24 protein-coding genes and 1 tRNA gene are annotated in these 23,883 nt (G+C 67.2%); 15 read left to right on the top strand and 10 right to left on the bottom strand.

Annotated features, from left to right (window positions below):
- The first annotated feature begins 30 nt into the window (after positions 1-30).
- The 5 genes from GGC47_RS26095 (at position 31) to GGC47_RS26075 (ending at position 5,839) form a co-directional block, all read left to right on the top strand.
- Positions 31-1,200: a glycosyltransferase gene (locus GGC47_RS26095; protein ID WP_429069611.1), complete on the top strand. Its 1,170-nt coding sequence runs from the start codon at positions 31-33 to the stop codon at positions 1,198-1,200.
- 98 nt (positions 1,201-1,298) lie between these two features.
- Positions 1,299-2,342 (top strand): GMP reductase, encoded by a 1,044-nt coding sequence (locus GGC47_RS26090; protein ID WP_142023411.1) that lies wholly within the window; start codon positions 1,299-1,301, stop codon positions 2,340-2,342.
- 110 nt (positions 2,343-2,452) lie between these two features.
- The gene (locus GGC47_RS26085; RefSeq protein ID WP_038365060.1) at positions 2,453-3,484 is read left to right on the top strand and encodes an amino acid ABC transporter substrate-binding protein; all 1,032 of its coding nucleotides are present in this window, start codon (positions 2,453-2,455) and stop codon (positions 3,482-3,484) included.
- 133 nt (positions 3,485-3,617) lie between these two features.
- Positions 3,618-4,781 (top strand): amino acid ABC transporter permease, encoded by a 1,164-nt coding sequence (locus tag GGC47_RS26080; RefSeq protein WP_260368382.1) that lies wholly within the window; start codon positions 3,618-3,620, stop codon positions 4,779-4,781.
- On the top strand, positions 4,778-5,839 hold the full coding sequence (locus GGC47_RS26075; protein ID WP_038365057.1) for an amino acid ABC transporter permease: 1,062 nt from the start codon (positions 4,778-4,780) through the stop codon (positions 5,837-5,839). Before GGC47_RS26080 ends, GGC47_RS26075 begins: the two co-directional genes overlap by 4 nt.
- A 187-nt stretch (positions 5,840-6,026) precedes the next feature.
- Here GGC47_RS26075 and GGC47_RS26070 read toward each other — a convergent pair whose 3' ends face one another.
- Complete coding sequence (locus GGC47_RS26070) at positions 6,027-6,578, bottom strand: GcrA family cell cycle regulator (protein ID WP_142023409.1); 552 nt, start codon at positions 6,576-6,578, stop codon at positions 6,027-6,029.
- A gap of 565 nt (positions 6,579-7,143) precedes the next feature.
- Between GGC47_RS26070 and GGC47_RS26065 the strand changes: the two genes are divergently transcribed.
- The 3 genes from GGC47_RS26065 to GGC47_RS26055 are packed head-to-tail and all read left to right on the top strand — an operon-like array spanning position 7,144 to position 10,319.
- Positions 7,144-8,364 carry an aspartate aminotransferase family protein gene (locus GGC47_RS26065; protein WP_113252821.1) on the top strand — a complete coding sequence of 407 codons (1,221 nt, stop codon included), beginning with the start codon at positions 7,144-7,146 and terminating at the stop codon, positions 8,362-8,364.
- A gap of 39 nt (positions 8,365-8,403) precedes the next feature.
- The gene (argF, locus tag GGC47_RS26060) at positions 8,404-9,324 is read left to right on the top strand and encodes an ornithine carbamoyltransferase (protein WP_038365051.1); all 921 of its coding nucleotides are present in this window, start codon (positions 8,404-8,406) and stop codon (positions 9,322-9,324) included.
- Positions 9,324-10,319: an Hsp33 family molecular chaperone gene (locus tag GGC47_RS26055; protein WP_429069609.1), complete on the top strand. Its 996-nt coding sequence runs from the start codon at positions 9,324-9,326 to the stop codon at positions 10,317-10,319. Before argF ends, GGC47_RS26055 begins: the two co-directional genes overlap by 1 nt.
- A 118-nt stretch (positions 10,320-10,437) precedes the next feature.
- Here GGC47_RS26055 and argE read toward each other — a convergent pair whose 3' ends face one another.
- Positions 10,438-11,571 (bottom strand): acetylornithine deacetylase, encoded by a 1,134-nt coding sequence (gene argE / locus GGC47_RS26050; RefSeq protein ID WP_142023433.1) that lies wholly within the window; start codon positions 11,569-11,571, stop codon positions 10,438-10,440.
- A gap of 41 nt (positions 11,572-11,612) precedes the next feature.
- Positions 11,613-12,005 carry a Co2+/Mg2+ efflux protein ApaG gene (gene apaG / locus GGC47_RS26045; RefSeq protein ID WP_142023407.1) on the bottom strand — a complete coding sequence of 131 codons (393 nt, stop codon included), beginning with the start codon at positions 12,003-12,005 and terminating at the stop codon, positions 11,613-11,615.
- Between the two features lie 234 nt (positions 12,006-12,239).
- Between apaG and GGC47_RS26040 the strand changes: the two genes are divergently transcribed.
- Positions 12,240-13,328, top strand: coding sequence for a 2'-deoxycytidine 5'-triphosphate deaminase (locus tag GGC47_RS26040; protein WP_038365045.1), 1,089 nt, complete (start codon positions 12,240-12,242; stop codon positions 13,326-13,328).
- Positions 13,329-13,419: 91 nt separating this feature from the next.
- Positions 13,420-13,494 (top strand) — tRNA-Gly (locus tag GGC47_RS26035).
- 72 nt (positions 13,495-13,566) lie between these two features.
- Here GGC47_RS26035 and GGC47_RS26030 read toward each other — a convergent pair.
- The 4 genes from GGC47_RS26030 to GGC47_RS26015 form a co-directional block, all read right to left on the bottom strand.
- On the bottom strand, positions 13,567-14,499 hold the full coding sequence (locus tag GGC47_RS26030; RefSeq protein ID WP_038365043.1) for a glutaminase: 933 nt from the start codon (positions 14,497-14,499) through the stop codon (positions 13,567-13,569).
- 176 nt (positions 14,500-14,675) lie between these two features.
- Positions 14,676-15,866, bottom strand: coding sequence for a diguanylate cyclase domain-containing protein (locus tag GGC47_RS26025; RefSeq protein WP_142023406.1), 1,191 nt, complete (start codon positions 15,864-15,866; stop codon positions 14,676-14,678).
- 136 nt (positions 15,867-16,002) lie between these two features.
- Positions 16,003-16,797 carry a class I SAM-dependent methyltransferase gene (locus GGC47_RS26020; RefSeq protein ID WP_113252820.1) on the bottom strand — a complete coding sequence of 265 codons (795 nt, stop codon included), beginning with the start codon at positions 16,795-16,797 and terminating at the stop codon, positions 16,003-16,005.
- A gap of 121 nt (positions 16,798-16,918) precedes the next feature.
- Complete coding sequence (locus tag GGC47_RS26015) at positions 16,919-17,674, bottom strand: Crp/Fnr family transcriptional regulator (protein WP_208112850.1); 756 nt, start codon at positions 17,672-17,674, stop codon at positions 16,919-16,921.
- 203 nt (positions 17,675-17,877) lie between these two features.
- Here GGC47_RS26015 and GGC47_RS26010 point away from each other — a divergent pair, with 203 nt between their 5' ends.
- Both GGC47_RS26010 and GGC47_RS26005 read left to right on the top strand, forming a co-directional pair.
- Positions 17,878-18,156, top strand: coding sequence for a hypothetical protein (locus tag GGC47_RS26010; protein WP_112762410.1), 279 nt, complete (start codon positions 17,878-17,880; stop codon positions 18,154-18,156).
- Between the two features lie 205 nt (positions 18,157-18,361).
- Complete coding sequence (locus GGC47_RS26005; RefSeq protein WP_142023405.1) at positions 18,362-19,252, top strand: transglutaminase family protein; 891 nt, start codon at positions 18,362-18,364, stop codon at positions 19,250-19,252.
- Between the two features lie 33 nt (positions 19,253-19,285).
- On the opposite strand, the gene GGC47_RS26000 is transcribed toward GGC47_RS26005, so the two are convergent.
- Genes GGC47_RS26000 through GGC47_RS25990 form a run of 3 tightly spaced genes read right to left on the bottom strand, consistent with a single transcriptional unit; the run spans position 19,286 to position 21,740 of the window.
- The gene (locus GGC47_RS26000) at positions 19,286-20,941 is read right to left on the bottom strand and encodes a histidine kinase dimerization/phosphoacceptor domain -containing protein (protein ID WP_142023404.1); all 1,656 of its coding nucleotides are present in this window, start codon (positions 20,939-20,941) and stop codon (positions 19,286-19,288) included.
- Positions 20,942-21,532 (bottom strand): sigma-70 family RNA polymerase sigma factor, encoded by a 591-nt coding sequence (locus GGC47_RS25995; RefSeq protein WP_038365035.1) that lies wholly within the window; start codon positions 21,530-21,532, stop codon positions 20,942-20,944. It abuts the gene before it with no gap.
- Positions 21,519-21,740, bottom strand: coding sequence for a NepR family anti-sigma factor (locus tag GGC47_RS25990; RefSeq protein WP_038365032.1), 222 nt, complete (start codon positions 21,738-21,740; stop codon positions 21,519-21,521). The genes GGC47_RS25995 and GGC47_RS25990 overlap by 14 nt, the downstream gene beginning before the upstream one ends.
- A 213-nt stretch (positions 21,741-21,953) precedes the next feature.
- Between GGC47_RS25990 and GGC47_RS25985 the strand changes: the two genes are divergently transcribed.
- The 3 genes from GGC47_RS25985 to GGC47_RS25975 all read left to right on the top strand — a co-directional run bounded on the left by GGC47_RS25985 (position 21,954) and on the right by GGC47_RS25975 (position 23,882).
- Positions 21,954-22,748: a response regulator gene (locus tag GGC47_RS25985; RefSeq protein ID WP_038365029.1), complete on the top strand. Its 795-nt coding sequence runs from the start codon at positions 21,954-21,956 to the stop codon at positions 22,746-22,748.
- A gap of 133 nt (positions 22,749-22,881) precedes the next feature.
- Entirely contained in the window at positions 22,882-23,046 is a 165-nt protein-coding gene (locus GGC47_RS25980) for a hypothetical protein (protein ID WP_162719994.1), read from the top strand.
- 170 nt (positions 23,047-23,216) lie between these two features.
- Entirely contained in the window at positions 23,217-23,882 is a 666-nt protein-coding gene (locus tag GGC47_RS25975) for an extensin-like domain-containing protein (protein WP_429069600.1), read from the top strand.
- Position 23,883 lies beyond the last annotated feature (1 nt).

Here is a 23,883-nt window from a genome sequence, read left to right as displayed (position 1 = left end):
GAAAGACATCTTGCCGCGGACCCGCTTTCCTTGCGCCTCGCCTTTCTGACTTCGCTCATTCCGGTTGCCCGGCCGGATACGGGTTTTGAGATCGCCAATGCCGCGATCCTCTCGGCGCTGCGCGCCGCCGGCCATGAGGTGACGGCGATCGGCTTCACGCGCCATGGCGAAACGCCGGCCGATCCCGAGCAGGCCGTTGTCGTGGCCGAGATCGACATCGAGAATGCGGTCGCCTCGACGGGGCGGCAACTGCGCTGGATCGCGGCCGCTTTTCGCTTCGGCCTGCCGGTCGCCTGCGCCAAGCTGAGGCTCGCGGGCGCCGGCCGGCTGGTCGAGGCCGTGCGGGCGCGTGGGCCGTTCGATGCGCTCGTCCTCAACTCGGTGATGCTGCCCGGCGCTTTCCCGGAACTACTGGAGATCGCGCCCTGCGTGCTGGTCGAGCACAATATCGAGCACGCCTCGGCGCGGCAGAATGCCGAAAACGCCGGCCATGTCCTGCTCCGCCGGCTCTTCGCCCGCGAGGCTCGATTGCTCGAGGCCATCGAACGCCGGCTCTGGCGGCAGTCGCGCTTCGTCTGGACCCTTGCCGAGGAGGATCGGCGGGCGATGGGCGCCGAAGCCCGGGACAAGTCCGCCGTGCTGCCTTTGGTTTCCGGCACGGCGCCGCCCGCGATCGTGGCGGGGCAGGACGCGCCTGCGAGCTTCGACATCGGGCTGATCGGCACCTGGACCTGGGTGCCGAACCGGGTCGGCCTCGAATGGTTCCTGCAGGAGGTCTGCCCGCTGCTGCCGGACGATCTGCGGATCGCTGTCGCCGGCCGCGTCCCCTCCGAGCTGCGCATGCCGCTCAATGTCACGCTGGTCGGCCGCGTCCCGGCCGCCGACGCGTTCCTGCGCTCCTGCCGCATCGTGGCGCTGTCGAGCCGGGCCGGCACGGGCGTGCAGCTCAAGACCATCGAGGCGATGCAGCTCGGCCTGCCGGCCGTCGCGACCTCGCTCTCCTGCCGCGGCTTCACCGAATTGCCGGCTAACTTCACGCTCGCCGACGGCGCGCCGGACTTCGCCCGCGCGCTCGCGGAGCGGCTGTCCGTGATCAGGGCCGGCGACGCGCAACGCATCGATGGCGAGGCTTTCCTGACGCGCCAGCGGGCGGCGCTCGCCGCCGGCCTCGCGCAAGGCCTCGCCGCCGCGGCGCGTTGAGGTCCATCCGCCGATTTGCCTCCAGCGACCGTCCGGGGCTATGAATCGGCGCACGCCTGCCAGCGTGCGCGGACCATCGCCCAGCCCGAGGCCGGCCCATGCGCATCGAAAACGATCCCAAGCTCGACTTCCGCGACGTGCTGATCCGTCCCAAGCGCTCGACGCTGGGCAGCCGCGCCCATGTCGATGTCGAACGCAGTTTCCGCTTCCCGCACACAGGCGCGGAATGGAAGGGCTTCCCGCTGATCGCGGCCAATATGGATGTGGTCGGCACCATGGCAATGGCGCGGGCGCTGCGGAAGCACGGCGCCATGGTCGCCCTGCACAAACACTACGATGCCGAGGCCCTGATCGCCTTCTTCCGCGAACCTGAATCGGCCAATGCCTTCTATTCGCTCGGCACCACCGAGGCCGATCACGACAAGCTCAAGGCCGTCCACGCCCAGTCGCCGATCTCCAAGATCTGCCTCGACGTCGCCAATGGCTATACGGAGAAATTCGTCGATACGGTCAAGGCGACGCGCGCTGCCTTCCCTGACGCGGCGATCATGGCCGGCAACGTCGTCACCGGCGACATGACCGAGGCGCTGATCCTGGCCGGCGCCGATATCGTCAAGGTCGGCATCGGGCCGGGCTCGGTCTGCACCACCCGCAAGATGACCGGCGTCGGCTATCCGCAGCTCTCGGCCATCATCGAATGCGCTGACGCGGCCCATGGGCTCAAAGGTCTGGTCTGCGGCGATGGCGGCCTGACCGTGCCGGGCGATGTCGCCAAGGCCTATGGCGGCGGCGCCGATTTCGTGATGATGGGCGGCATGCTCGCCGGCCATGACGAATGCGAGGGCGAGATCCGCTATGAGGAGCGCGACGGCGAGAAGGTGCCGGTCGCGATGGTCTTCTATGGCATGTCCTCCGACACGGCGATGCACAAATATTCCGGCGGCGTCGCCAAATACCGGGCCTCCGAGGGCAAGACCGTCGAGGTGCCCTATCGCGGCCCGGTCGAGGGCGCGATGCAGGAGATCATGGGCGGGGTGCGCTCGGCGATGACCTATATCGGGGCGGTCTATCTGAAGGAGATGTCGAAGCGCACCACCTTCATCATGGTCGGCGCCCAGCTCAACACGGTGTTCGGCAACTGACTGACGCCTCCCGGCAGGAATGCTCACTTCGTCGGGTACCGCTTACGGCCCATCTGTTGCATAGTCCCGGCCTCAATGCAGAAAGCCGCTCACGGCTTCGGGGAGACGATATGACGATCAGGATTTTGGGTGCGGCTGCCTTTCTCGCCGCCGGGGTTTCGCTGGCGAGCGCTCAGCAGCTGGCGCCGAGCCCCACACTCGATGCCGTGAAGGCGCGCGGCAATCTCGAATGCGGCGTGCATCTCGGCCTGCCGGGCTTCTCCTTCGCCAATGACAAGGGCGAGTGGACCGGCCTCGACGTGGATTATTGCCGCTCGCTCGCGGCCGCCATCCTGGGCGACGCGACCAAGGTCAAGTTCACGCCGACCTCGGTGCAGCAGCGCTGGCCGATCCTGCAATCGGGCCAGGTCGACGTGCTCGCGCGCAACTCGACCATCACCTTCTCGCGCAACGCCACGCTCGGCCTCAACTTCCAGGGCATCAATTTCTACGAAGGCCAGACCTTCATCGTCCGCAAATCGGCGAATGTGAAGGAGGCCGAGGGCCTCGACGGCGCCTCGGTCTGCGTCGCCGCCGGCTCGACCGAGGAGAAGAACGCCGCCGACTGGTTCCGCGAGCGCAATCTCAAGGTCACCATCACCAATTTCCAGAAGAACGACGACGCCATCGCGGCCTATGACGCCGGGCGCTGCGACGCCTACACCGCCGGCGTCGGCGCGCTCGCCGGCCAGCGCATCAAGCTCAAGGTCCCCGACGATCACATCATCCTGACCAAGCCGATTTCGAACGACCCGCAGGGGCCGGTGACGCGCTGGGGCGACGAGCGCTGGCAGCTCATCGTGCGCTGGGTGCTGAACGGCACCATCGCGGCCGAGGCGCTCGGCGTCACCTCCAAGAACGTCGACGAGATGAAGGCGAGCTCGAAGAATTCCGAAGTCCGCCGCCTGCTCGGCGCCGAGGGTGGCTTCGGCGAGATGATGGGGCTCCCGAACGACTGGATGTATAACGCCATCAAGCAGGTCGGGAATTACGGCGAGAGCTATGAGCGCACCGTCGGCATGGGATCGCCGCTGAAGCTCGAGCGCGGCCAGAACCAGCTCTGGACCAAGGGCGGCCTGCTGTTCACCCCGCCCTTCCAGTGAGAGCGGTCTGAAGAACGTCATGGCCGGGCCTTGACCCGACCATCTCGGAAACCAGCCTGAGCGTCACGAGATTCCCGGGTCTGCGCTTCGCACCGCCCGGGAATGACGCCCGCGACTCCTGATCGAGGCCGGCGTGAGCAGCTTCCTCTCCTTCATCAACGACAAGCGCGTCCGCGACTGGCTCTATCAGATCGCCGTTGTGGTCCTGCTCGTGGGCCTGACGATCTTCTTCGTGCGCAACGCCTCGGAGAACATGGTCAAGGCCGGCATCGCCTCGGGCTTCGGCTTCCTCTGGCGCACCTCCGGCATCGAGGTGCCCTTCGTCCTCACCGGCTACACCCAGGCCGACAACATCCTCGGCCTGTTCTGGGTCGGCGTTGCCAACACCATGCTGGTGACGGTGATCGCCATCATTCTCGCCACCGCGCTCGGCTTCGTCGTCGGCATCGCCCGGCTCTCCTCGCACTGGCTGCTCTCGACCATCGCCGGCGCCTATATCGAGTTCGTCCGCAACATCCCGCTGCTGTTCTTCGTGCTGTTCTGGTATTTCGGCGTCATCGCCGCCCTGCCGGCGCCGCGCCAGAGCATCGGACTGTTCGGGGTCGCCTTCCTCAACAATCGCGGCCTGACGATTCCCCTGCCGGACGGCATGGACAACCTGCGCATCGCCGGCCTGATCATCCTCGCCTGCGTCCTGGCTTACGCCGCTTTCCATGTCTGGGCTCGCAAGCGACAGGAGCGGACCGGGCTCCACGCGCCGACGCTGCGCGTCGGGCTCGTCCTGCTGCTCGCGGTGCCGGTGCTGGCCTTGACCTGGGCCGTGCTGGCGACGCGCTGGGACGTGCCGGTGCTGCGCGGCTTCAATTATCGCGGTGGCTTCGCAGTCATCCCTGAATTCGTCGCGCTGCTGGCGGCGCTCGTCACCTACACGGCGGGTTTCATCGCCGAGATCGTGCGCGGCGGCATCCAGTCGGTCTCGCATGGCCAGACCGAGGCGGGTTCGGCGCTCGGCCTGCGCTCCGGCCAGATCCTGCGGCTCGTCACCATCCCGCAGGCGCTGCGGGTGATGATCCCGCCCTTGACCAACCAGTATCTCAACGTGCTGAAGAACTCCTCCTTCGGCGCGGCCATCGCCTACCCCGATCTGGTCAGCCTGTTCATGGGCTCGGCGCTGAACAACACCGGCCAGGCGATCGAGATCATCGCGATGACGCTTGCGGTCTATCTCGTCATCGGGCTTGCGGTTTCGGCGATCATGAACTGGTACAACGCCCGCATCGCTCTGGTGACGCGATGAGCGGCCTGGCTTCCCCCCGGAGCGCCTCGTCGCTCTCGCTCTGGCGCGAGCGCCTGTTCGGCACGCCCTTCACCGCCTTCGTCACGGTGGTGCTGGCGCTTGCCATCGCCTGGGTCGCGGTGCCGCTGATCCGCTGGGCGCTGATCGATGCGAGCTGGCGCGGCACGACCCGCGCCGACTGTACCGCGGGCGGGGCCTGCTGGGTCTTCATTCGCGCCCGCTTCGGCCAGTTCATGTATGGGCTCTATCCCGCCGACCAGCGCTGGCGCGTCGATATCGCCGGCATCGCCTTCGTGCTCGGCGTCGCGGGGGTCGTCTTCGCGCCGCAGCGGCTGAAGTTGAAGCTCGGTGTCGCCATGCTCGTCCTGCTGCCGCCGCTCGGCATCTGGCTGCTCTCCGGCGGCTTCGGCCTGCGCCATGTCGAGACGCGCGACTGGGGCGGGCTGATGCTCACCCTGTTCATCTCGGTCTATGCGAGCCTGATCGCGATCCCGCTCGGCATCCTCTTCGCGCTCGGGCGGCAATCGGGGCTGCGCGTCATCCGGTTGATCAGCGTCATCTTCATCGAGTTCTGGCGCGGCGTGCCGATCATCGCGGTGATCTTCCTGGCTTCGCTGCTGCTGCCGCTGATCATGCCGGGCGGCATCGATATCGACCGGCTGGCGCGCGCCGTGATCGGGCTCGGCTTCGTCATCGCGGCCTATATGGCCGAGGCCGTGCGTGGTGGCCTGCAGGCGCTGCCCAAGGGCCAACGCGAAGCCGCGACGGCGCTCGGACTGACCTATTGGAAGGCGACGGGGCTGATCGTCCTGCCGCAGGCGCTGCGCATCTCGCTGCCGGCGATGACCAACGAGTTCATCGCCCTGATCAAGAACACGACGCTGGTGCTGGTCGTCTCGATCCTCGACCTGCTCGGCATCGCCCAGGCCTCGCTCGCCGATCCCAACTGGGTCGGCATGAACATGGAGGCCTATGCCTTCTCGGGCGCGATCTACTGGCTGATCTGCTTCGCCCTCTCGCGCTGGAGCCGCTCGCTGGAGAAGCGGCGCAGGTTGTGAGGAGGCCGCTTGCCGTCATGCTCGGGCGGAGCGAAGCGCAGGCCCGGGAATCTCGTTCAGGAGGAGGCTCTGGAACTTCCTCGTCATGAGATGCTGGGATCAAGCCCGAGCATGACGCAAGCTTTCGACCAGCCAACAAAAAACCGGCCTTTCGGCCGGTTTTCTGATTTCAGCGCCATCAGCCTGATCAGGCTCGCACCTTGCTCCGGTCGCGCCGGCGGTCGGCAGCGGGCTGGTAGGCAATGCGGGCGTGGTGGCTGCAATAGGGCATGCCGGTCTGCGAGCGCGCGCCGCAGAAGCGGAATTCCGGCGTCGTCGGGTCGCCCATCGGCCAGCGGCACATATATTCGCGCAGCTCCATGATGGTGACCCGCTCCGAGAACGGGATCACCACATCCTCGGACGGCCGCGGCGCCTGCTCGGCCTCGATATCGGCCTCGGGCTGCGTCGCGAAATGCGGGGCGAGCGCATGGGTGCCGCGGGTGGCGCCGGCGGCGCTGTTCATCGGATGGCTCGGCGCCCGTGCCGGGGCCTTGCGCGGGGTGGCATTGCGCGGCGTGGCCGGCGCAGCGGCGCTCTTGGCACGGCCCGACAGGCCGAGCCGGTGCACCTTGCCGATCACCGCGTTGCGCGTGACGTTTCCGAGCTCGGCGGCGATCTGGCTTGCGCTCAGACCGTCGCTCCAGAGCTTCTTGAGCAGTTCGACCCGCTCGTCGGTCCATGCTCCGGCTTCGTTCATCCGCATCACCTGTCTTGTCCGGCCGGCCCCTCGCGGTGCCGCCCTTAAGGGTGCTTCGTGGCGGAATCCGGAACCGGCGGCTTCTGTCGCTGAGACAAAAACCGTTGCTTCCGCAACAGACGGGACTGGGGACGCCGCACGAAATGTCGTATCTGACGAATGAGACCATACAAGGGGCGGTGACTCGCGGACAAGAGTCGCCGAATCCGAATTGGGCTTTTCCCCAGGCGATTCGCGATTGGCGGGTCAAGCGAATCTTTTCGGCAACACTGCCGTCACGGCAGAGCCGGCAAGGGAATCGGCGGCATGGAATTGACAGTGCCGGCTGCCTTAAGCATATTTATCCACAAGGTGACGCCGCCCGCTCGGGCGGCGCTTATGTTTTGCGGATCAAGGCCCCGAACGATGCGGATGACGGCGCGACGAGAGGTCAGGAACTGGCTGCGACGATAACGTCGTCGCCGGGTCGCAACTTGGCCGCATGCTGCGGCATCTCACCCGGATCGCGTTCTCGACCCCAGCGCCAATCCGTTCTCATCCGTCCCCCTCGCGAGGATTTTGCCTCATGGCTCCCGCCCCCGTTTCCGCCAGCCAGTCCGTGCTCGTGCCGACCTATGCCCGCGCTCCCGTCGCCTTCGAGCGCGGTGAGGGGCCCTGGGCGATCACCGCCGACGGCACGCGCTATCTCGATTTCGGCGCCGGCATCGCCGTCAATGCGCTCGGCCACGCCCATCCGCATCTGGTCAAGACGCTGACCGAGCAGGCCGGCAAGATCTGGCACACCTCAAACCTCTATGCGGCGCCGGAAGGCGAGCGCCTCGCTCGCCGGCTCTGCGAGGCGACTTTCGCCGAGCGGGTGTTCTTCACCAATTCGGGGGCCGAGGCCAATGAGTGCGCCATCAAGATGGCGCGGAAATACCATGCCGCGAAGGGCCATCCCGAGCGCTACCACATCGTCACCTTCGAGGGCGCCTTCCATGGCCGGACGCTGGCGACCATCGCCGCCGGCGGCCAGCAGAAATACATCGACGGCTTCGGCCCCAAGGTCGATGGCTTCGACCAGGTGCCTTTCGACGACGAGAAGGCGCTGCGCGCCGCGATCACGCCCGAGACTGCCGCGCTGATGATCGAGCCGATCCAGGGCGAAGGCGGCTTGCGCTCGGTGCCCTCGCGCTTCCTCAAGCTGCTGCGCCAGATCTGCGACGAGCAGGGCCTGCTGCTGATCTTCGACGAGATCCAGACTGGCGTCGGCCGCACCGGCAAGTTCTTCGCCCATGAGCATTACGGCGTGACGCCGGACATCATGTCGATCGCCAAGGGCATCGGCGGCGGCTTCCCGATGGGCGCCTGCCTCGCGACCGAGGAAGCGGCTTCGGGCATGACGCTCGGCACGCACGGCACCACCTTCGGCGGCAACCCGCTCGCCATGGCGGTCGGCAATGCCGTACTCGACGTGGTGCTGGCGCCGGGCTTCATCGAGAATGTCGGCCAGATCGCGCTTCGGCTGAAGCAGTCGCTGGCGGAGCTGAAGGACAGGCATCCCGACATCATCGCCGAGATCCGCGGCGAGGGGCTGATGCTCGGCCTCAAGCTCCACACGCTCAACACCGACTTCGTCAACGAGGCCCGTGCCCAGGGTCTCCTTGTCGTCGGCGCCGGTGACAATGTCGTGCGCCTGCTGCCGCCGCTGATCATCACCGAGGCGGATGTCGCCGAGGCGGTCTCGCGGCTCGACAAGGCGGCGAGCGCCGTCGAGGCGACGCTGAAGCGCCCTGCGGCAGAGTAAGTTCAACCGATCCCATCCAGCGAAGCGAAGGAAGCGCCCGTGACGCGCCATTTCCTCGACCTTTCCGATTTCTCCGGCAGCGAGCTGCGCTCGATCCTGCGCGCCGGCGAGGAGATCAAGGCGCGACGCCGCACCCCTGCCGCCGCGGGGGACCGCTTGCTCGAAGGCAAGGTCATCGCCATGATCTTCGAGCAGCCCTCGCTGCGGACCCGCGTCTCCTTCGATGTCGGCATCCGGGAACTCGGCGGCTCGCCGATGATGGTGACCGGCCGGGAGATCGAACTCGGAGAGCGCGAGACCATCGCCGACACCGCCCGCGTGCTGTCGCGCTATGTCGATGCGATCATGATCCGCATGCTCGACCATGATGCCGTGGTCGAGATGGCGAAATACGCCTCGGTCCCGGTCATCAACGGCCTGACCAAGCGCCAGCATCCCTGCCAGGTCATGGCCGATGTCATGACCTTCGAGGAGCGCAAGGGCTCGATCAAGGGCAAGCGCATCGCCTGGACCGGCGACACCAACAACGTGCTGACCTCTTGGATCCATGCCGCCGGCCGGCTCGATTTCGAGCTCGCCATCGCCACGCCCGAGGAGCTCGCGCCCCCACCGGCCCTGGTCGCCTGGGCGAAGAAGCAGGGTGCGAAGCTCTCGCTGACCACCCATCCCGAGGCGGCGGTCGAGGGCGCCGATTGCGTCATCACCGATTGCTGGGTCTCGATGGGCGACGAGGAAGGCACCCGCCACAACCTTCTGCGGCCCTACCAGGTCGATGACAGGCTGATGGAGCGCGCCGAGAAGGAGGCGATCTTCATGCATTGCCTGCCGGCCTCGCGCGGCGAGGAGGTCACCGACCAGATCATGGACGGCCCGCAATCGGCCGTCTTCGACGAGGCCGAGAACCGGCTGCATGCGCAGAAAGGCATCCTCGCCTGGTGCTTCGGCGGGGTCGCGGCCTGATGGCCGCCGACGTCACGGTCGGGTTCGACGACAGCGTCCTGCCCTTCGCCGTCCCCGATCTCGACGTGCGCGGCCGCGTCGTGCGGCTGGGCGCGTCGATCGACACCGTCCTCGCGCGCCACGATTATCCCGAGCCCGTCTCCCGCGTGCTAGGCGAGGCGGCGGCGCTCACCGTGCTGCTGGGCACGGCGCTGAAGTTCGAGGGGCGCTTCCAGCTCCAGACCAAGAGCGATGGCGCCATCCCGATGATGGTGGTCGACTTCACCGCCCCTGACAATTTCCGTGCCGTCGCCCATATCGACGAGGCGAAGCTCGTCGAGGCGGTCGCGCTGGACAAGCTCTCGACCGGCGATCTGCTCGGCGAAGGTCATCTTGCGATGACCATCGACCAGGGCTCGGCGACGACGCGCTATCAGGGCATCGTGCCCCTGACGCGGCAGAGCCTGGAAGAGGCGGCGCACCAGTATTTCCGCCAGTCGGAGCAGATCCCGACGCGGGTTCGGCTCGCCGTCGGCACCGTCACGACCGGAGGGCGGCCGCATTGGCGCGCCGGCGGCATCCTCGTCCAGTTCATGCCGCATTCGCCCGAACGCCTGCGCGCGGCCGACATCCATCCCGGCGACGTGCCCGAGGGCCACGAGATCCTGGCCGGCAACGACCCCGACGGCGTCAGTGACGATGCCTGGATGGAGGCGCGCTCGCTGGTCGAGACGGTCGAGGACCACGAACTGCTGGACCCAACGCTGGCGAGCGAGCGCTTGCTCTATCGCCTGTTCCATGAGCGGGGCGCCCGCGTCTTCGAGCCGGTTGTCGTGCACGAGGCCTGCCGCTGCTCGCGCGAGCGCGTGCTCTCGATGCTTCGCGGTTTCTCGCCTGAGGATCGCAAGGCGATGATCGCCGATGACGGCAAGCTCGGCGTCACCTGCGAGTTCTGCTCGCGGCGTTATTCCTTCGAGCCGTCGGAGGTCGAGCAGGGGGTGACGTCGGGACTTTGAAGGCCGTCGTCATTCCCGGGCGCCGCGAGGCGGCGACCCGGGAATCTCTTGCCGAATGAGACGGCAAAGCCCTCGCGTCACGAGATGCTCGGGGCAAGCCCGAGCATGACGCCCGCGATTACCCCGCTTTGCACTCTGCCATCAGCTTGCGCATGAAGGCCTCGCCGGCCTGGAGCTGCTCCAGCGTGATGTACTCGTCCGGCTGATGCGCCTGGTCGATCGAGCCGGGACCGCAGACCACGGTCGGCAGGCCAGCGCGCTGGAAATGCCCCGCTTCGGTCGCATAGGCGACGGCGATGGTGTGGTTGCGGCCGGAGAGGCGCATGGCGAGCCGTTCCGCTTCCGAGCCGGGATCGGGTGCGAGGCCCGGCACATCCGAGGTCATCACCGTCTCGATGGTCGAGGACGGCGCCGTCTTCCGCATCCGCGCCAGCACCGTTTCCGACAGGCGGCCGAAGCGCGCCGGTCCGGCCTCCGGGTCGGAGCCCGGCAGAGTGCGGATTTCCCAGGACAGCTCCGCCTTGTCGGCCAGGATGTTGCGGGCGATGCCGCCATGGAACTTGCCGACATGGACGGTATCATAGGGCGGGTCGAAGCGGCCGCTCCCGTCGGGCTGCTCTTTGGCCTCCTCCTGCATCCGGTCGAGCTCGGCTGCCAGCAAGGCGCCGGCATGGACGGCGCTGGCGCCGAGCTGCGGCTTGGAGGAATGCGCCGCGAAGCCTGCGATCGACGTCAGGAAGGTGCGGATGCCCTTATGCGCGTCGGCGATGTCGAGCGATGTCGGCTCGCCGACGATGACCGCGAGCGGCCGGGGCAGCGTCCTGCCCATCGCGGCGATGCCGTCGATGACGCCGAGGCAGGTCACCTCCTCGTCATAGGAGAAGAACAGGTGGATCGGCGTCCTGAGCCCGGCCGCCAGAAAATCCGGCGCCAGCGCCAGCGCGAGCGCGACGAAACCCTTCATGTCGACGGCGCCGCGCCCATAGGCGCGCCCGCCTTCCACATGCAGCGTGAAGGGATCGCGGCTCCAGGCCTGCCCCTCGACCGGCACGACATCGGTATGGCCCGAGAGTACGATGCCGCCCCGGTCCTGCGGCCCGAGCGTGGCGAAGAGCGCCGCCTTGTCGCCGGCGGCGTTGGGGAAGCGTGTGGAGGCGACGCCCCAGCCGGCGAGATAGTCCTCGACGAAATCGATCAGCGGCAGATTGGATTTATGGCTCACCGTATCGAAGGCGACGAGGCGGGCGAGCATCTCGAGCGGCGTGTAGCGCTGCCCGGCGGGCGGATGGGCGGTCAATGCAGAACCTTCTTCACATGGGGGGAATCGAGCGGAAACAGCGGCACCTCGACATCGAAGATCTCGCCGTTCTCGCCGAGCATGGCGTAGAAACCGTGCATCGAGCCATCCGGCGTCGCCAAGGGGCAGCCCGAGGTATAGCTGAAGCTTTCGCCCGGCCGCAGCACCGGCTGCCGGCCGACGACGCCGTCGCCGCGCACCTCATGGACTTCGCCATGCCCGTCGGTGATGAGCCAGTGGCGCGTCAGCAACTGCACGGTCTGCGTCGAGAGATTGGCGATCTCGATCGAATAGGCCCAGAAATAGCGGCCTTGCGGCGGCGATGATTCCGCTTCCATGAATTTCGGCACCGCGGTCACACACACGCCATGCGTCTGCGCCTGATACATTGCCAGGACTCCGAACCAAAATGACACCGAACTTCAAAGACGCCGGACTTCGAGAACGCCGCGCCTCCAGGGCCGCGGGCCTAGCTGTCGCCGTGCTGTTATGAACCGGCTGGCGGCAGCGTCAATGCCGCCGGCATGCATGCAGGCGTGGACAACACGGCGAAAGCCGCGCATTCGGCTTGGCCTGCGCCCGCGCCTTCGCTAGCCCTAACCGATTATCCTCGCGGACCTCGCATGCTGCCCTTCAAGCCCGGAATCCAGCCCGACAGCTCCATCCGCGCCTTCATCGAGCAGGGCGTGATCCGGCTCGCCCATCCGCCGGCCGAAGGGCAGGTGCAGCCGGCAAGCCTCGACCTGCGCCTGGGCGAGCGCGCCTATCGCGTGCGCGCCAGCTTCCTGCCCGGCCCGGACCGCACGGTGCGCGGCCGCATCGACGAGCTCTCCCTGCACGAGATCGACCTGACGCGCGGCGCCGTGCTGGAGACCGACTGTGTCTACATCGCCGAGCTGATGGAAGGCCTGCGGCTGCCGAAGGGCCTGCGCGCCGCGGCCAACCCCAAGAGCTCGACCGGCCGGCTCGACGTCTTCACCCGCGTCATCACCGACCGGGCCCGCGAGTTCGACCTCGTCGAGGACGGCTATGAGGGCCCGCTCTTCATCGAGATCTCGCCGCGCACCTTCCCGGTGCTGGTGCGCTCGGGCTCGCGGCTCTCGCAGATCCGCTTCCGGACTGGCGAGGCCCGCCTCGACGACCGGGCGCTGCAGGAGGTCCATGCCCGCGAGACGCTGGTCAGCGCCGCCGAGCCGTCCTTCCAGGGCGGCGTCGCCGTCAGTGTCGACCTCTCCGGCTTCGATGGCCTGCTCGGCTATCGCGGCAAGCACTACACCGCGTTGATCGATGTCGACCGGGTAGGGGCCTATCGCGCCGCCGATTTCTGGGAGCCGATCCCCGATGACGGTTCGCGCAGCCTGATCCTCGATCCCGGCCAGTTCTATATCCTCGCCTCGAAGGAGGCGGTGCATGTCCCACCTGATTACGCGGCCGAGATGACCCCCTTCGACGCGCTGGTGGGCGAGTTTCGCGTCCACTATGCGGGCTTCTTCGACCCCGGCTTCGGCCACAGCGCCGCTGGCGGCCAAGGCGCGCGAGCCGTGCTCGAGGTGCGTTCCCGCGACGTGCCTTTCATCATCGAGGACGGCCAGATCGTCGGCCGGCTGGTCTACGAGACGATGGCGGCCCGACCGGCCGCGCTTTACGGCGCCGGGTTGAGCTCGAACTATCAGGGCCAGGCCCTCAAGCTCTCGAAGCATTTCAAGGGCTGAGCTTCTCCCGGAAATTCCCGGATGACACCTGCTCGCGGAGCCGCTATGAAACTGCGCCTGCCACGGCGCTGCTTTGCAGTCCGGGCGGCATGCGGGCGTAGTTCAGTGGTAGAACGTCAGCTTCCCAAGCTGAATGTCGTCGGTTCGATCCCGATCGCCCGCTCCAAATTTCCTTGAAGCTTCAGCATGTTGTGGCGGCCTGCCGTGAGACCTGCGCTTGCCGGCGTGGCCTTCGCCCTTAGCCCGGGTTGAAGACCGACCAGCCGGTAGCCTCGGCGAGCCGCTCCAGCGCGAGCGTTCCCAGCATGGAATTGCCGTTGGCGTTGAGGCCCGGCGACCAGGCCGCGATCGCGGCCTTGCCCGGAGCGATGGCGAGGATGCCGCCGCCGACGCCGGATTTTCCGGGCAATCCGACGCGAAAGGCGAAATCGCCCGAGGCGTCGTAATGGCCGCAGGTCAGCATCAGCGCGTTGATGCGCCGTGCCCGTTGGGCCGAGACGACCCGCGGCCCGCCCGGCAGATGCAGCCCGCCATGCATCAGGAAGCGCCCGGCCATGGCGAGCTGCCGGCAGCTCATGGCGATGGCGCATTGGTGGAAATAGACGCCGAGCGTCAGCTCCGGCGCATGGTGGATGTTGCCGAACGCCTTCATGTAGTTGGCGAGCGCGATGTTGCGGAAGCCGGTCGCCTGTTCGGCCCGCGCCACCGCCTCGTCGATGATGATGCCGTCGTCATCGGCAAGATAGCGCGTGAAGCGCAGCAATTCGCCGATCGCCTCGCGCGGTGCGTGCCCGGCGAGATTGATGTCGGAGACCACCAGCGCGCCGGCATTGATGAAGGGGTTGCGCGGGATGCCCTGCTCGCGCTCGAGCTGCACGATCGAGTTGAACGGCGTGCCCGAGGGTTCGCGCCCGACACGGCGCCAGAGCGTGTCGCCGACCTTGCCCAGCGCCTGTGTCAGCGCGAACACCTTGGAGATGCTCTGGATCGAGAAGGGCTCCTCGCTTTCGCCGGCGCTGTGGACGGCACCCTCGGCGGTCACGACGCAGAGTCCGAACTGGCGGGGATCGACGCGGGCGAGCGGCGGGATATAGCTCGCGACCTCGCCTCGGTCGCTTGCGTCGCGCATCTCCGTCGCGATGTCCTGCACCAGGCGCGCGAGATCGGCCAAGCTTCCCCTCCTGCCCTTCTGTCGCAATGAGGCAAGCCCGATGCACGCGCTCAGGTCAAGCGAGGCGGGGGCGATGCCGCCTCTTCGCCCTTGGAGCCGGATGATGCCATCTGAAATCTGAATCCGTCTCTCGCCGAGGAGTCGCAGCAGGATTCCTGCGAAAAACCGGTTCTCCCTTAGTGCAGGAGAGGGCGGTTGCCGGCGCCCTGCCCGTCGATGACGGCGCGCTGGCTGGCGATGACGCAAAGCGATTTTCCGCGCGACTTCGCCTGGTAGAGCGCTGCGTCGGCCGCCACCATCAGGGCGTTCATGTCGGTTCCGTGCTCAGGGGCCAGCGCAATGCCGACCGAGGCGCCGATATGCAGCCGGTGGCCGCTGTCGAGCTCGTAGGGCTCGGAGATCTCCGCAACGAGGCGCTCGCCGATGCGCTGCAGCTGCACCCGCTCGGTCTGCTCGGACAGGACGACGAATTCGTCGCCGCCGATCCGCGCGGCAAGGTCGGAGCTGCGCACGAGGCCGCGCAATCGCTCGGCGACGAGCTGCAGCAGCGCGTCGCCGGCCGGGTGGCCGTGGGTATCGTTCACGGATTTGAAGCCGTCGAGATCGAGATAGATCAACGCCAGGCCGTGCGGGGCGGAGGCACTGCCGAAGCGGGTCTCGAAGGCACGTGTCAGCCCGGCCCGGTTCGACAGGCCGGTCAGCATGTCGTGACGGGCGTGGAAGGCGTTCTCGCGCTCGGCCCGCATCGTCGAGATCAGCATCCCGTTCAGCTTGTAGGCCGCGACCGTCATGCTGAAGAGATAGAGCGGGATCTGCATGAAGGTGATGAGCATGATCGGCTCGCCGGCGAACAGCGTCGCGAAGCAGCATGGTCCCAGCGTCAGCCCGATCATCACGCCCGCCATGCGCGGCGCTCCGAAATTCCGGAAGCAGATGCCGCCGACCATGGCGGCTGCCGACAGGCAGGCGAGGGTGGCGACGACCCAGTCGCCGCTCGTCAGGCTCAGAAAGGTGCCGGCGCCGATGCCGGCCGCCCAGGCCACGCCGAGCAGGAGATAGGTATCTGTCCAGGTTGGCTCACCGCGTTCCGCCCTGCGGCGGGCGTTGATGAGCACGAAGAGCCGGGCGAGGCAGCACAGCACCTCGAAGACGCACCAGAGCTGGAACGGCAGAGTCGGGATGCGCCAGGCGATCAGGAAGGAAACAGCGAGCGAGTTGATGACGCCGCCGGCGAAGATCGGCAGCGTGCCGAACAGGCTGGCGATCAGCGCGGCCCTGATCTCGGCGGGAACGTCCGGGCCGGCATCGGCGAGCCAGCGCGTCACGCGCCAGCGCGGCAGAGTGTAACGCAGGGCTGCACCGCTCATGGGGCCGGTCGAAGTCCTCGCTGCGAACAGGTCCGATGCGGTGCCTGCTCCAACAGGCTGTCTAACGTCGAGCGGTTACGATTCGGTTCGGCTGGCCCGCATTATTTGCATGGCCCGCAACCGGATCGGACGGGGCTCAGCTCGCTTCGCGGTAGACCCAGACCCGCGCCGGCGGAATGTTGCGCAGGACCCAATCGGAGACGAAGGCCTTCAGGCCGGAGCCCTTGCGCGGGATCGGCGAGATCACCGAATAGGTGAACTGGATGAAGGGCGCGCCTTCGACCATCAACGGGAACGCCTCCTTCGCCAGCGCCGTCCGGCTCGGGGGCGGGCGGTTGAACAGGGGCAGGCTCGAAACCAGGGCGGCGGCCTTCTCGGTCAGGTGCCCCGCCAGCGTCGTCGAGAGGGCGTAGGCATCGCCCTGGACGACGGTGGCCCGCGGGAAGCGCTTGCGCAGCAATTCGCAGAATTCGGGGCTGTATTCCACGAGGATGAGACGCTCCTCGTCGACGCCGCGCTCGATCAGGGCTTCGGTCACGGGACCGGTACCAGGGCCGATCTCGATGACGGGGCCGGGCTGCTCCGGATCGACATAGGACGCCATGCGCCGCGCCAGGGCCGGGCTCGACGGGGTTACCGAGCCGGTCCGCAGCGGATCGTCGATCCAGGATTTGATGAAGCGCGCCTCGTCGCCCAGCTTCTCCGCGGCCACGCTGACGCGGCTCTTGAGCTTTTCCGCCTTGTTGCGGACCTCGCCTTCGACCTTGTAGCGGACGGCCGCGACCTTGAGCCTGGCCTCGGCCACGCAATCGACCAGATCGGCCGCGGTGACGCGCACCTCGCCTTCGAGCCGGCTGGCGACGCGCGACTGGCCGAGCCGGGCCGCGATCGAGCCCGCGCGCGGCGGACGATGTCTGATCGTCGAAGACATGATACCCCTTGCGCGCCCCGAACTTCGCCTTCAAGCGCTGCGGAACGTTACCCACCCGGCATATGGGGTCAAGTCCGGCCTCTCGCCAAGCCCCATCTCGGCCGTTGGCCATGAAATGGCGTCAGATCAGCGGCCGCGGCGCTTTGCTTTGCTCGTAGACAGCGGCCATGCGGGCGGTAAGGCGCGGATTCAGCAGGGTCAGCCGTCCGCCGGAAATGGTGAACAGCCCCGCCTTGCGCAGTTTCGACCAGGTCTTGCTGGTATGGACGAGGGAAAGGCCGAGCGCATCGGCAAGCTGTTGCTGCGACAGGGGAAAGTCGAAGCTGCCGTCGCTGACCAGCCCGAGCGCATCGGCGCGGCGATAGAGCGTGATGACGAGGGCTGCGATACGCTCGCTGGCATTGCGCTGGCCCACCGAGGTCAGGTTGTCGTCGATCATGGACTCCTCGCGGGAGCCCAGCCAGGCGAGCTCATAGGCGAGATTGGGCATCCGCACGAACAGGTCCCAGATCCGTTTGCGCGGGAAAACGCAGAGTTCGACATCGGTGAGCGCCTCGATGCCGTGCTGGGCCGCGGCGAGCAGGGAGGCCTGCAGGCCGACGATGTCGCCGGGCAGGAGAAAGTTGAGGATCTGGCGGCGCCCGTCCGGCAGGGATTTGTAGCGGAAGGCCCAGCCCGAGAAGAGCGTGTAGAGCTCGGCGCTTTCCTGGTCCGGGCTAATGATGTCGCTCCCCGCCTTCAGGCTGCGGTGATCGGTCTTCATCGCCTGGATGAAACGGATCTCGTCATCGGTCTTGTCCTCGAAGGCGGGCTTCATGCGCAAAGGACAGGCAAGGCAGGGCGTGCCGATGCGGCCCGGCCTCGAATTGAGGTTCATCATTGAATCTGTTCCCCCCTCGCGGCGGAAGATTGCGCCGGCGGCCGAATAACGCCGGGAAGCCGTTCGGCGTTCCACGAGGGCCGGTTTCGACCAGCTTTTGCCTTCGTCGTCCCGTCCCGGGGAACCGGAAACCGTCCGGCTGCGTTTCTATCTCGTAACAGCCGGCCCATCCGGGCTGGCGCAGGCGTTGGGAGACGAAGATGCTGAACGACAGCCTGGCCCCCGCCAAGCGCGCCTTGTTCTTTTTCGGCTGCATGGCGGCCGTGGTGACCGGCCTGAGCTTCGGCGCCGGCTTGCAGATGCCGACCGACCAGAGTTCGACCACCGTCGCCGCCTTGCGGGGTCATGCGCAGCCGGGTGAAGCCCGCTTCGCCGCCGTCGATCGGGCGGACCGCAGCGAGAACGCCGCCCGCCGCAGCATCCCGGCGCCGTCGAAGCAGGCGATGGCGGATGGCGTCCGCGCCCTGATCCTGCGCTAGAGCATTTCCGCGCTTCTCCGATCTCCTTGTTTTATCGCATTTTCTTCACGCAAACCGCTGTCCACTTCGCTCGAAAATGCTCCAGGAGCAGCGGAACCAATCACGCTTTTCCGCGTTGAGCCCGCAGCGCATCCTCGCGCCGCACTTCAAAGCCGCCCTGGGGCGGCTTGTTTTTTGCGGGTGAAGGGCGCCGACAGGGGAACCGATGCATCTGCGTGTCCGCCATGCCACGACCTACCGCTATGCCGAGCCGGTCAGCTTCGGCCCGCATCGGCTGATGCTCAGGCCGCGCGACAGCTTTGATCTGCGGCTGGTCGATACTGCCCTGGCGATCTCGCCTCCTGCGATGCTGCGCTGGATGCACGATGCCTATGGCAACCCGGTCGCCGTCGCGACATTCGCGGAACCCCACGACACGCTCGAGATCGTCAGCGAATTGATGCTCGAGCGCTTCGGTTCGGCGCTGCCGCGCAGCAGGCTCGCACCGGGCGCGGCCTTGACCGGTGTCGTCTACAGCGACGGCGAACGCATGGTCCTGCAGCCCTATCTCCACCTCGCCGCGGCCGATCCCGACGGCGTGATCGAGCGCTGGCTCGCCGATTTCCGTGCCGGGTTCGGCCCGGGCTCGGGCCATCTCCTGCGCGATCTCGCCCATGCGATCCATGCCGGGCTGAGCTACGCCGTCCGCTACGACGAGGGTACCCAGCATCCGGCCGACACGCTGCTGCTCGGCAGCGGCTCCTGCCGCGACTACGCCTGGCTGTTCATCGAGCTGGCGCGCCGCATGGGTTTCGCGGCGCGCTTCGTCACCGGTTATATCCAGGATCAGACGCCGGACGCGGCCGGGCTCATCTCGCCCGTCGGCCTGACGCATGCCTGGGCGGATGTCTTCATCCCCGGCGATGGCTGGGTCGAGTTCGATCCGACCAATGATCTCGTCGCCGATCGGCAGCTTCTGCGCATCGCGGTGGCGCGTGTCCCCGAGGACGCATCGCCGATCGCCGGCAGCTTCACGGGGCCGCCGGGCGCCTTCCTGGGGTTGAGCGTCGGTGTCCTGATCGAACCGGTTGAGGCTCCGCCGGAAAAGCCCTGCTGACCGACGCGCTGGAGACCCGCCCGCGCAGCGGTCTCAGCCTTTATGGCTGACGCGCCAACGCCCGAGATTGCGCCCCTCCGGCGGTCCGGACTGAACCGCCTCGATCTGCGCGAGCAGGCCGGCGAACAGGCGCGGTGGCTCCTGATGCACGATCTCCCGGTCGGCCTCGATCGCGACCTCGATCGTCGTGTCGTCGAGATCGTGGACCGTCAGCGTGATCCGCACCCCGGGCGTGCTGCGCAGCACGCGTGAGGCGACGTCGGCGACGAGAAAGCCGAGAGGGATGATGCGATCGACCGACAAGGTCGCGGCTGTCTCGATCCGGCCCGAGATCCACTGATCGCGCCGGCGGATCAGGTTCGAGATCATCGTGACGACGTCCTCGAGGAACAGGTCGACCCGGACCGGTTGCATCTCGCCATCCGCGAGGGTGAAGCGATAGGCTGCGGACAGGACGTGGACGCGGCATTCCGCGTCGGCCAAGGCGAGCCTGGCCTCGTCGCGATAGTCGCGCTTGGTCAGCCCGATATAGCTCTGCACCACCTGGAGGCTGTTCTTCACCCGGTGATGCAGTTCGCGCACCAGGAAGCGGTTGTCGTCGAGGGCGGTCTGCAGGCGCCGCTGCCGCACCTCCTGCTCGTCCACCATCATGTTGAAGGCTTCGGCGACGCTGCGGATGTCGCTCGGCATGTCGTCGGCGACGGCCGCACGCGCCGCCCGTCGCGCGGTCGCACGGGAGCGGGCCGCCGCCTCGATGCTGCGCAGCCAGCGCACGCAGTGCCGGTCGATGGCGCGCAGATAGACGATGCACAGCAAGGTCAATGTCAGCAACGGCGCGAGCAGGAGCACCGCGAACTGGATGCGCGCGGCCTGCTCGCGCGAATCGTCGAAGGAGGCGACGACGTAGAAATCGGGTTCGGCGACCATGCGCGCGACATAGACGCGTTCGTCGCCCTGGCGGCTCGGCGCGCGCCAGCGCTCCAGCTCCTGCGGGAGACGGGCATCGCGCGGCAGCCAGCCCAGAGCCTCGCCGTCGCCGCGGCTGGCGACCACGCCGCTGCCTTGCGAGACGAGCGCGACATCCATGTCCGTGCCGCCCTCGCCGAGGTCGAAGACGTTCTCCAGCACCTCGGGCTCGATCAGCAGCAGAGCCTCGCGCAGACCCGCTCCGGATGCCGTCGGATTTTCGGTATGCACGGTGAGATAGCGCCGGTTGCCGATCGTGGCCTGGTCGTAATGCGACTTGCCGAGATCGATGCCGCTCCAGGGCGCCACGGCGGGAAGGTCGCGCAGGCGCGTCGCCGTTCGATCCAGCGTTTGCGCATCGATACCGGCATCGAGCGCTGCGGTGCAAAGCTGCCCGTCGGCGCCGCGCACCAGCACGGCGGAGAAGCCGCGGACCTGGGCGAGCATCTTGAGGCCGGCCTCCCTGCAAAGCTCGGGCGAAAGCCCGGCTTCGGCCGTGGCCGTGCCGAAGGACAGGAGCGAGCGCAGGGCGCCGCGATACCAGATCCGCGTGCGAATGGCGAACTCGTCGGCCGCCCGGATCTGCGCGGTCTCGATCGCGCCGGTGATGGTGCGATAGGCCGTGGCCGCGGCCAGGGCGGTCACGCAGCCGATCGGAAGCGCGATCGCGATCAGCAGCGCCAGCAAGCGCCCCCGGACAGTGCTGAATCGCGTCAGGCGCATTCAGGAGCCGACTGGTTCGGAGCCCGCCCTTTGCATGGCGGCAGCGCTGGTCCGATCCGGTCCGAGATCGTCGACGCTGCCAATGGAGAGGAGTTCGGCGAGCTTGGTGCGGGCACGATTGACGCGGCTCTTGATGGTTCCGATCGCGACGCCGCAGATCTCCGCCGCCTCCTCATAGGAGAGCCCGGTCGCGCCGACCATGATCAGCACCTCGCGCTGCTCCTCGGGCAACTTGGCCAGCGCCTTGCGGAAGTCGGCGAGATCGAGATGGCTTTCCTGGTTGCCATGCGTCGCCAGACGCTCGGCATAGGTTCCTTCGCTGTCCTGCACCTCGCGGCCGCGCTTGCGGTAGAGCGAATAATAGGTGTTGCGCAGGATGGTGAAGAGCCAGGCGCGCAGGCTCGTTCCCGGCTCGAACTTCTCCGAATTGCCCCAGGCCTTGAGCAGCGTGTCCTGAACGAGATCGTCGGCGAGCTGCATTGAGCCGGAGAGAGAGGCGGCGAAGGCGCGGAGATTCGGAATCTCCTTGATCAGGCCGTCCTTGAACTCATTGGCCTTGAAGTCGCTCGCCTTGCAGTCATTGGCACTCATGGGACGACGCTCCGCCTGCGCGCTGCTCCGTCGCCTCCAGCTGCGCCAGCAGCACGAGAAACTTGTCGGGTATCGGCGCGTTCACGATGTCGTCGTAATGCGCTTTCAGCGAGCGGCCGATGGATTCCTGGACCCTGGGATCGAGAACCATGTCGAGATCGTCGTTGTCGCCTCCGGGATCAGGCATTGCAGCATCCAGATTCGTCATATCAGCCCTCGCGCCGAGACCAGGCCTGCTTTTCCAGCAGGTCCCGCATGTAACTTCCGATCATGGCGGAACCAGCCTCGGGCGGCGACGGCGACACCAATGCGCCCTAATAACAGCCTCCCTCTTGAAAGGTTCCCACTTTCCAAAAAAATAAATTGCTTGTCTCCTGCGGTACCTAAGTCATTATCCGCGCACAATAAAAAGGACGGTTTGATGACGATAGCCAAGGAAATTGCGCCTTATCTTCCTTACCTGCGCCGCTTCGCTCGCGCGTTGAGCGGCACGCAGACCAGCGGCGACGCGCATGTCGTCGCCATGCTGGAAGCGCTCATCGCCGACCCCTCCAGCTTTCCCCGTGACCTGGACCCGCGCATCGGGCTCTACCGGACCTTCCTCAAGCTCTGGTCCTCGGTCGGAATCGACACGCGCGAGACGGTTGTCGAGCTCGGTAATTCGCCGGCCGAGCGCAATCTCGAGGCACTGACGCCGCGTCCGCGCCAGGCCTTCCTGCTACGGACCGTGGAGGGCTTCTCGATCGAGGAGGTTGCCGCGATCATGGAAATCTCGTCCCCGGACGCCGCCGCGCTGGTTCAGATCGCGGGCCAGGAAATCGCCGAGCAGGTCGCGACCGATGTCCTGATCATCGAGGACGAGCCGATCATCGCGCTCGACATCGAGACGATGGTCGAGGAGCTCGGCCACAGCGTCACCGGCATTGCGCGCACCCAGCGCGAGGCGATCGCTCTGGTCGCCAAGAAGCGCCCCGGGCTCGTGCTCGCCGATATTCAGCTGGCCGATGGCAGCTCCGGTCTCGACGCCGTTAACGAGATCTTGACCTCGATTGACGTGCCGGTGATCTTTATCACCGCCTATCCGGAGCGGCTTTTGACGGGCGACAGGCCGGAGCCGGCCTTCCTCATCACCAAGCCGTTCCAGCCCGAGGCGGTGAAGGCTGCGATCAGCCAGGCGCTGTTCTTCGATCGCCGGGCCGGCCGGAAGGCGGCGTGAAGGATCTGTGAAGGATAATTGGGCTCGCCTTCGCTGCGGGCCTTGCTTTTGGCGCACGCTGCGGAACAAGCCTCGTCACGCTGCGTTCGCGACTTGATGTCGGGTTGGTTTGCAGTTGGGGAGGGTGTGGGCCATGGCAACGACCTTCGTGGTTGCAGCAGGGGGCGCGGCGACGGTTGCGGCTGCGTTGTTTTCCGGAACGGTGCAGCCTGGAGCGATCAGCAACGAGATTCTCTCGCTGGCGCTCGCGGCATTGACCAGCATTGCGGTGGCCAGCGCTTCGGCCCTCGACGGCTGATCTGGCCCGCTCGCAGCCTCGCTGTGGCATTGGCTCTCTGTTGCGGCTTGCCGCTTCTTTCCGACGTCCCTGCCGCCGCGCAGGCGTCGCGGAAGGACGGCGGGGCGTTTTCGCGCACGCTTCCGCCGGTCCGGCCGGCCGAGCTTGGCCCTTCCACTGAACAGCAGACGATGCGGCCTGCCGCAGCTCCGGGGGGCGCTGCCGCGCAGCCTCTCGCCAGCGAGCGGCCGGAAGCGCTACCCCCGGGCGGGGAAACGTCCTGCCTGGCGGCTCTCAAGGCAATCCCGGGCAACAGCGTCGAGGCCGCCGATCCGAAGCTCGCGCAGGGCGATCCCGCCTGCCGCGTCGACGAGCCCGTCATCGTGAAGGCACTTGCCCTCCGCGCAACCGGGACGGCGGGCGCGGGCACCGTCACCTTCGCGCCGCCGGTGACGCTGAGCTGCGTCATGGCGAAGACCGTCGCAGGCTGGCTCGACGACAGCGTCCGGCCGCTGGCACGGGGACATTTCGACAGCGATCTCACCGAATTGCGCGTCGGCAGCGGGCATGAATGCCGGCGACGCAACCGCGCCTCGGCCGGGCCCGTCAGCGAGCATGCCACGGGCAAGGCGCTCGACATCTTCGCGTTCCACCTCGGCGAGGGGAAAGCCGCGACGCAGGTTTCGGTGGAGAAGCCGGCCGGCCTGGCTCAGAACCGGTTCCTGACGGCCGTGCGCCAATCGGCCTGCGGCGCGTTCATGACGGCGCTGGGGCCCGGCTCGGATGCCGCCCACGCCAATCATCTGCACATCGACATTCAGGAGCGCCGCACGCATGCCTCGCGCTTCTGCCAATAGG

Source organism: Allobosea sp. OAE752, from assembly GCF_050433265.1.
Classification (GTDB): domain Bacteria; phylum Pseudomonadota; class Alphaproteobacteria; order Rhizobiales; family Beijerinckiaceae; genus Allobosea; species Allobosea spartocytisi.
This window is presented reverse-complemented; position numbering and strand designations above follow the sequence as displayed.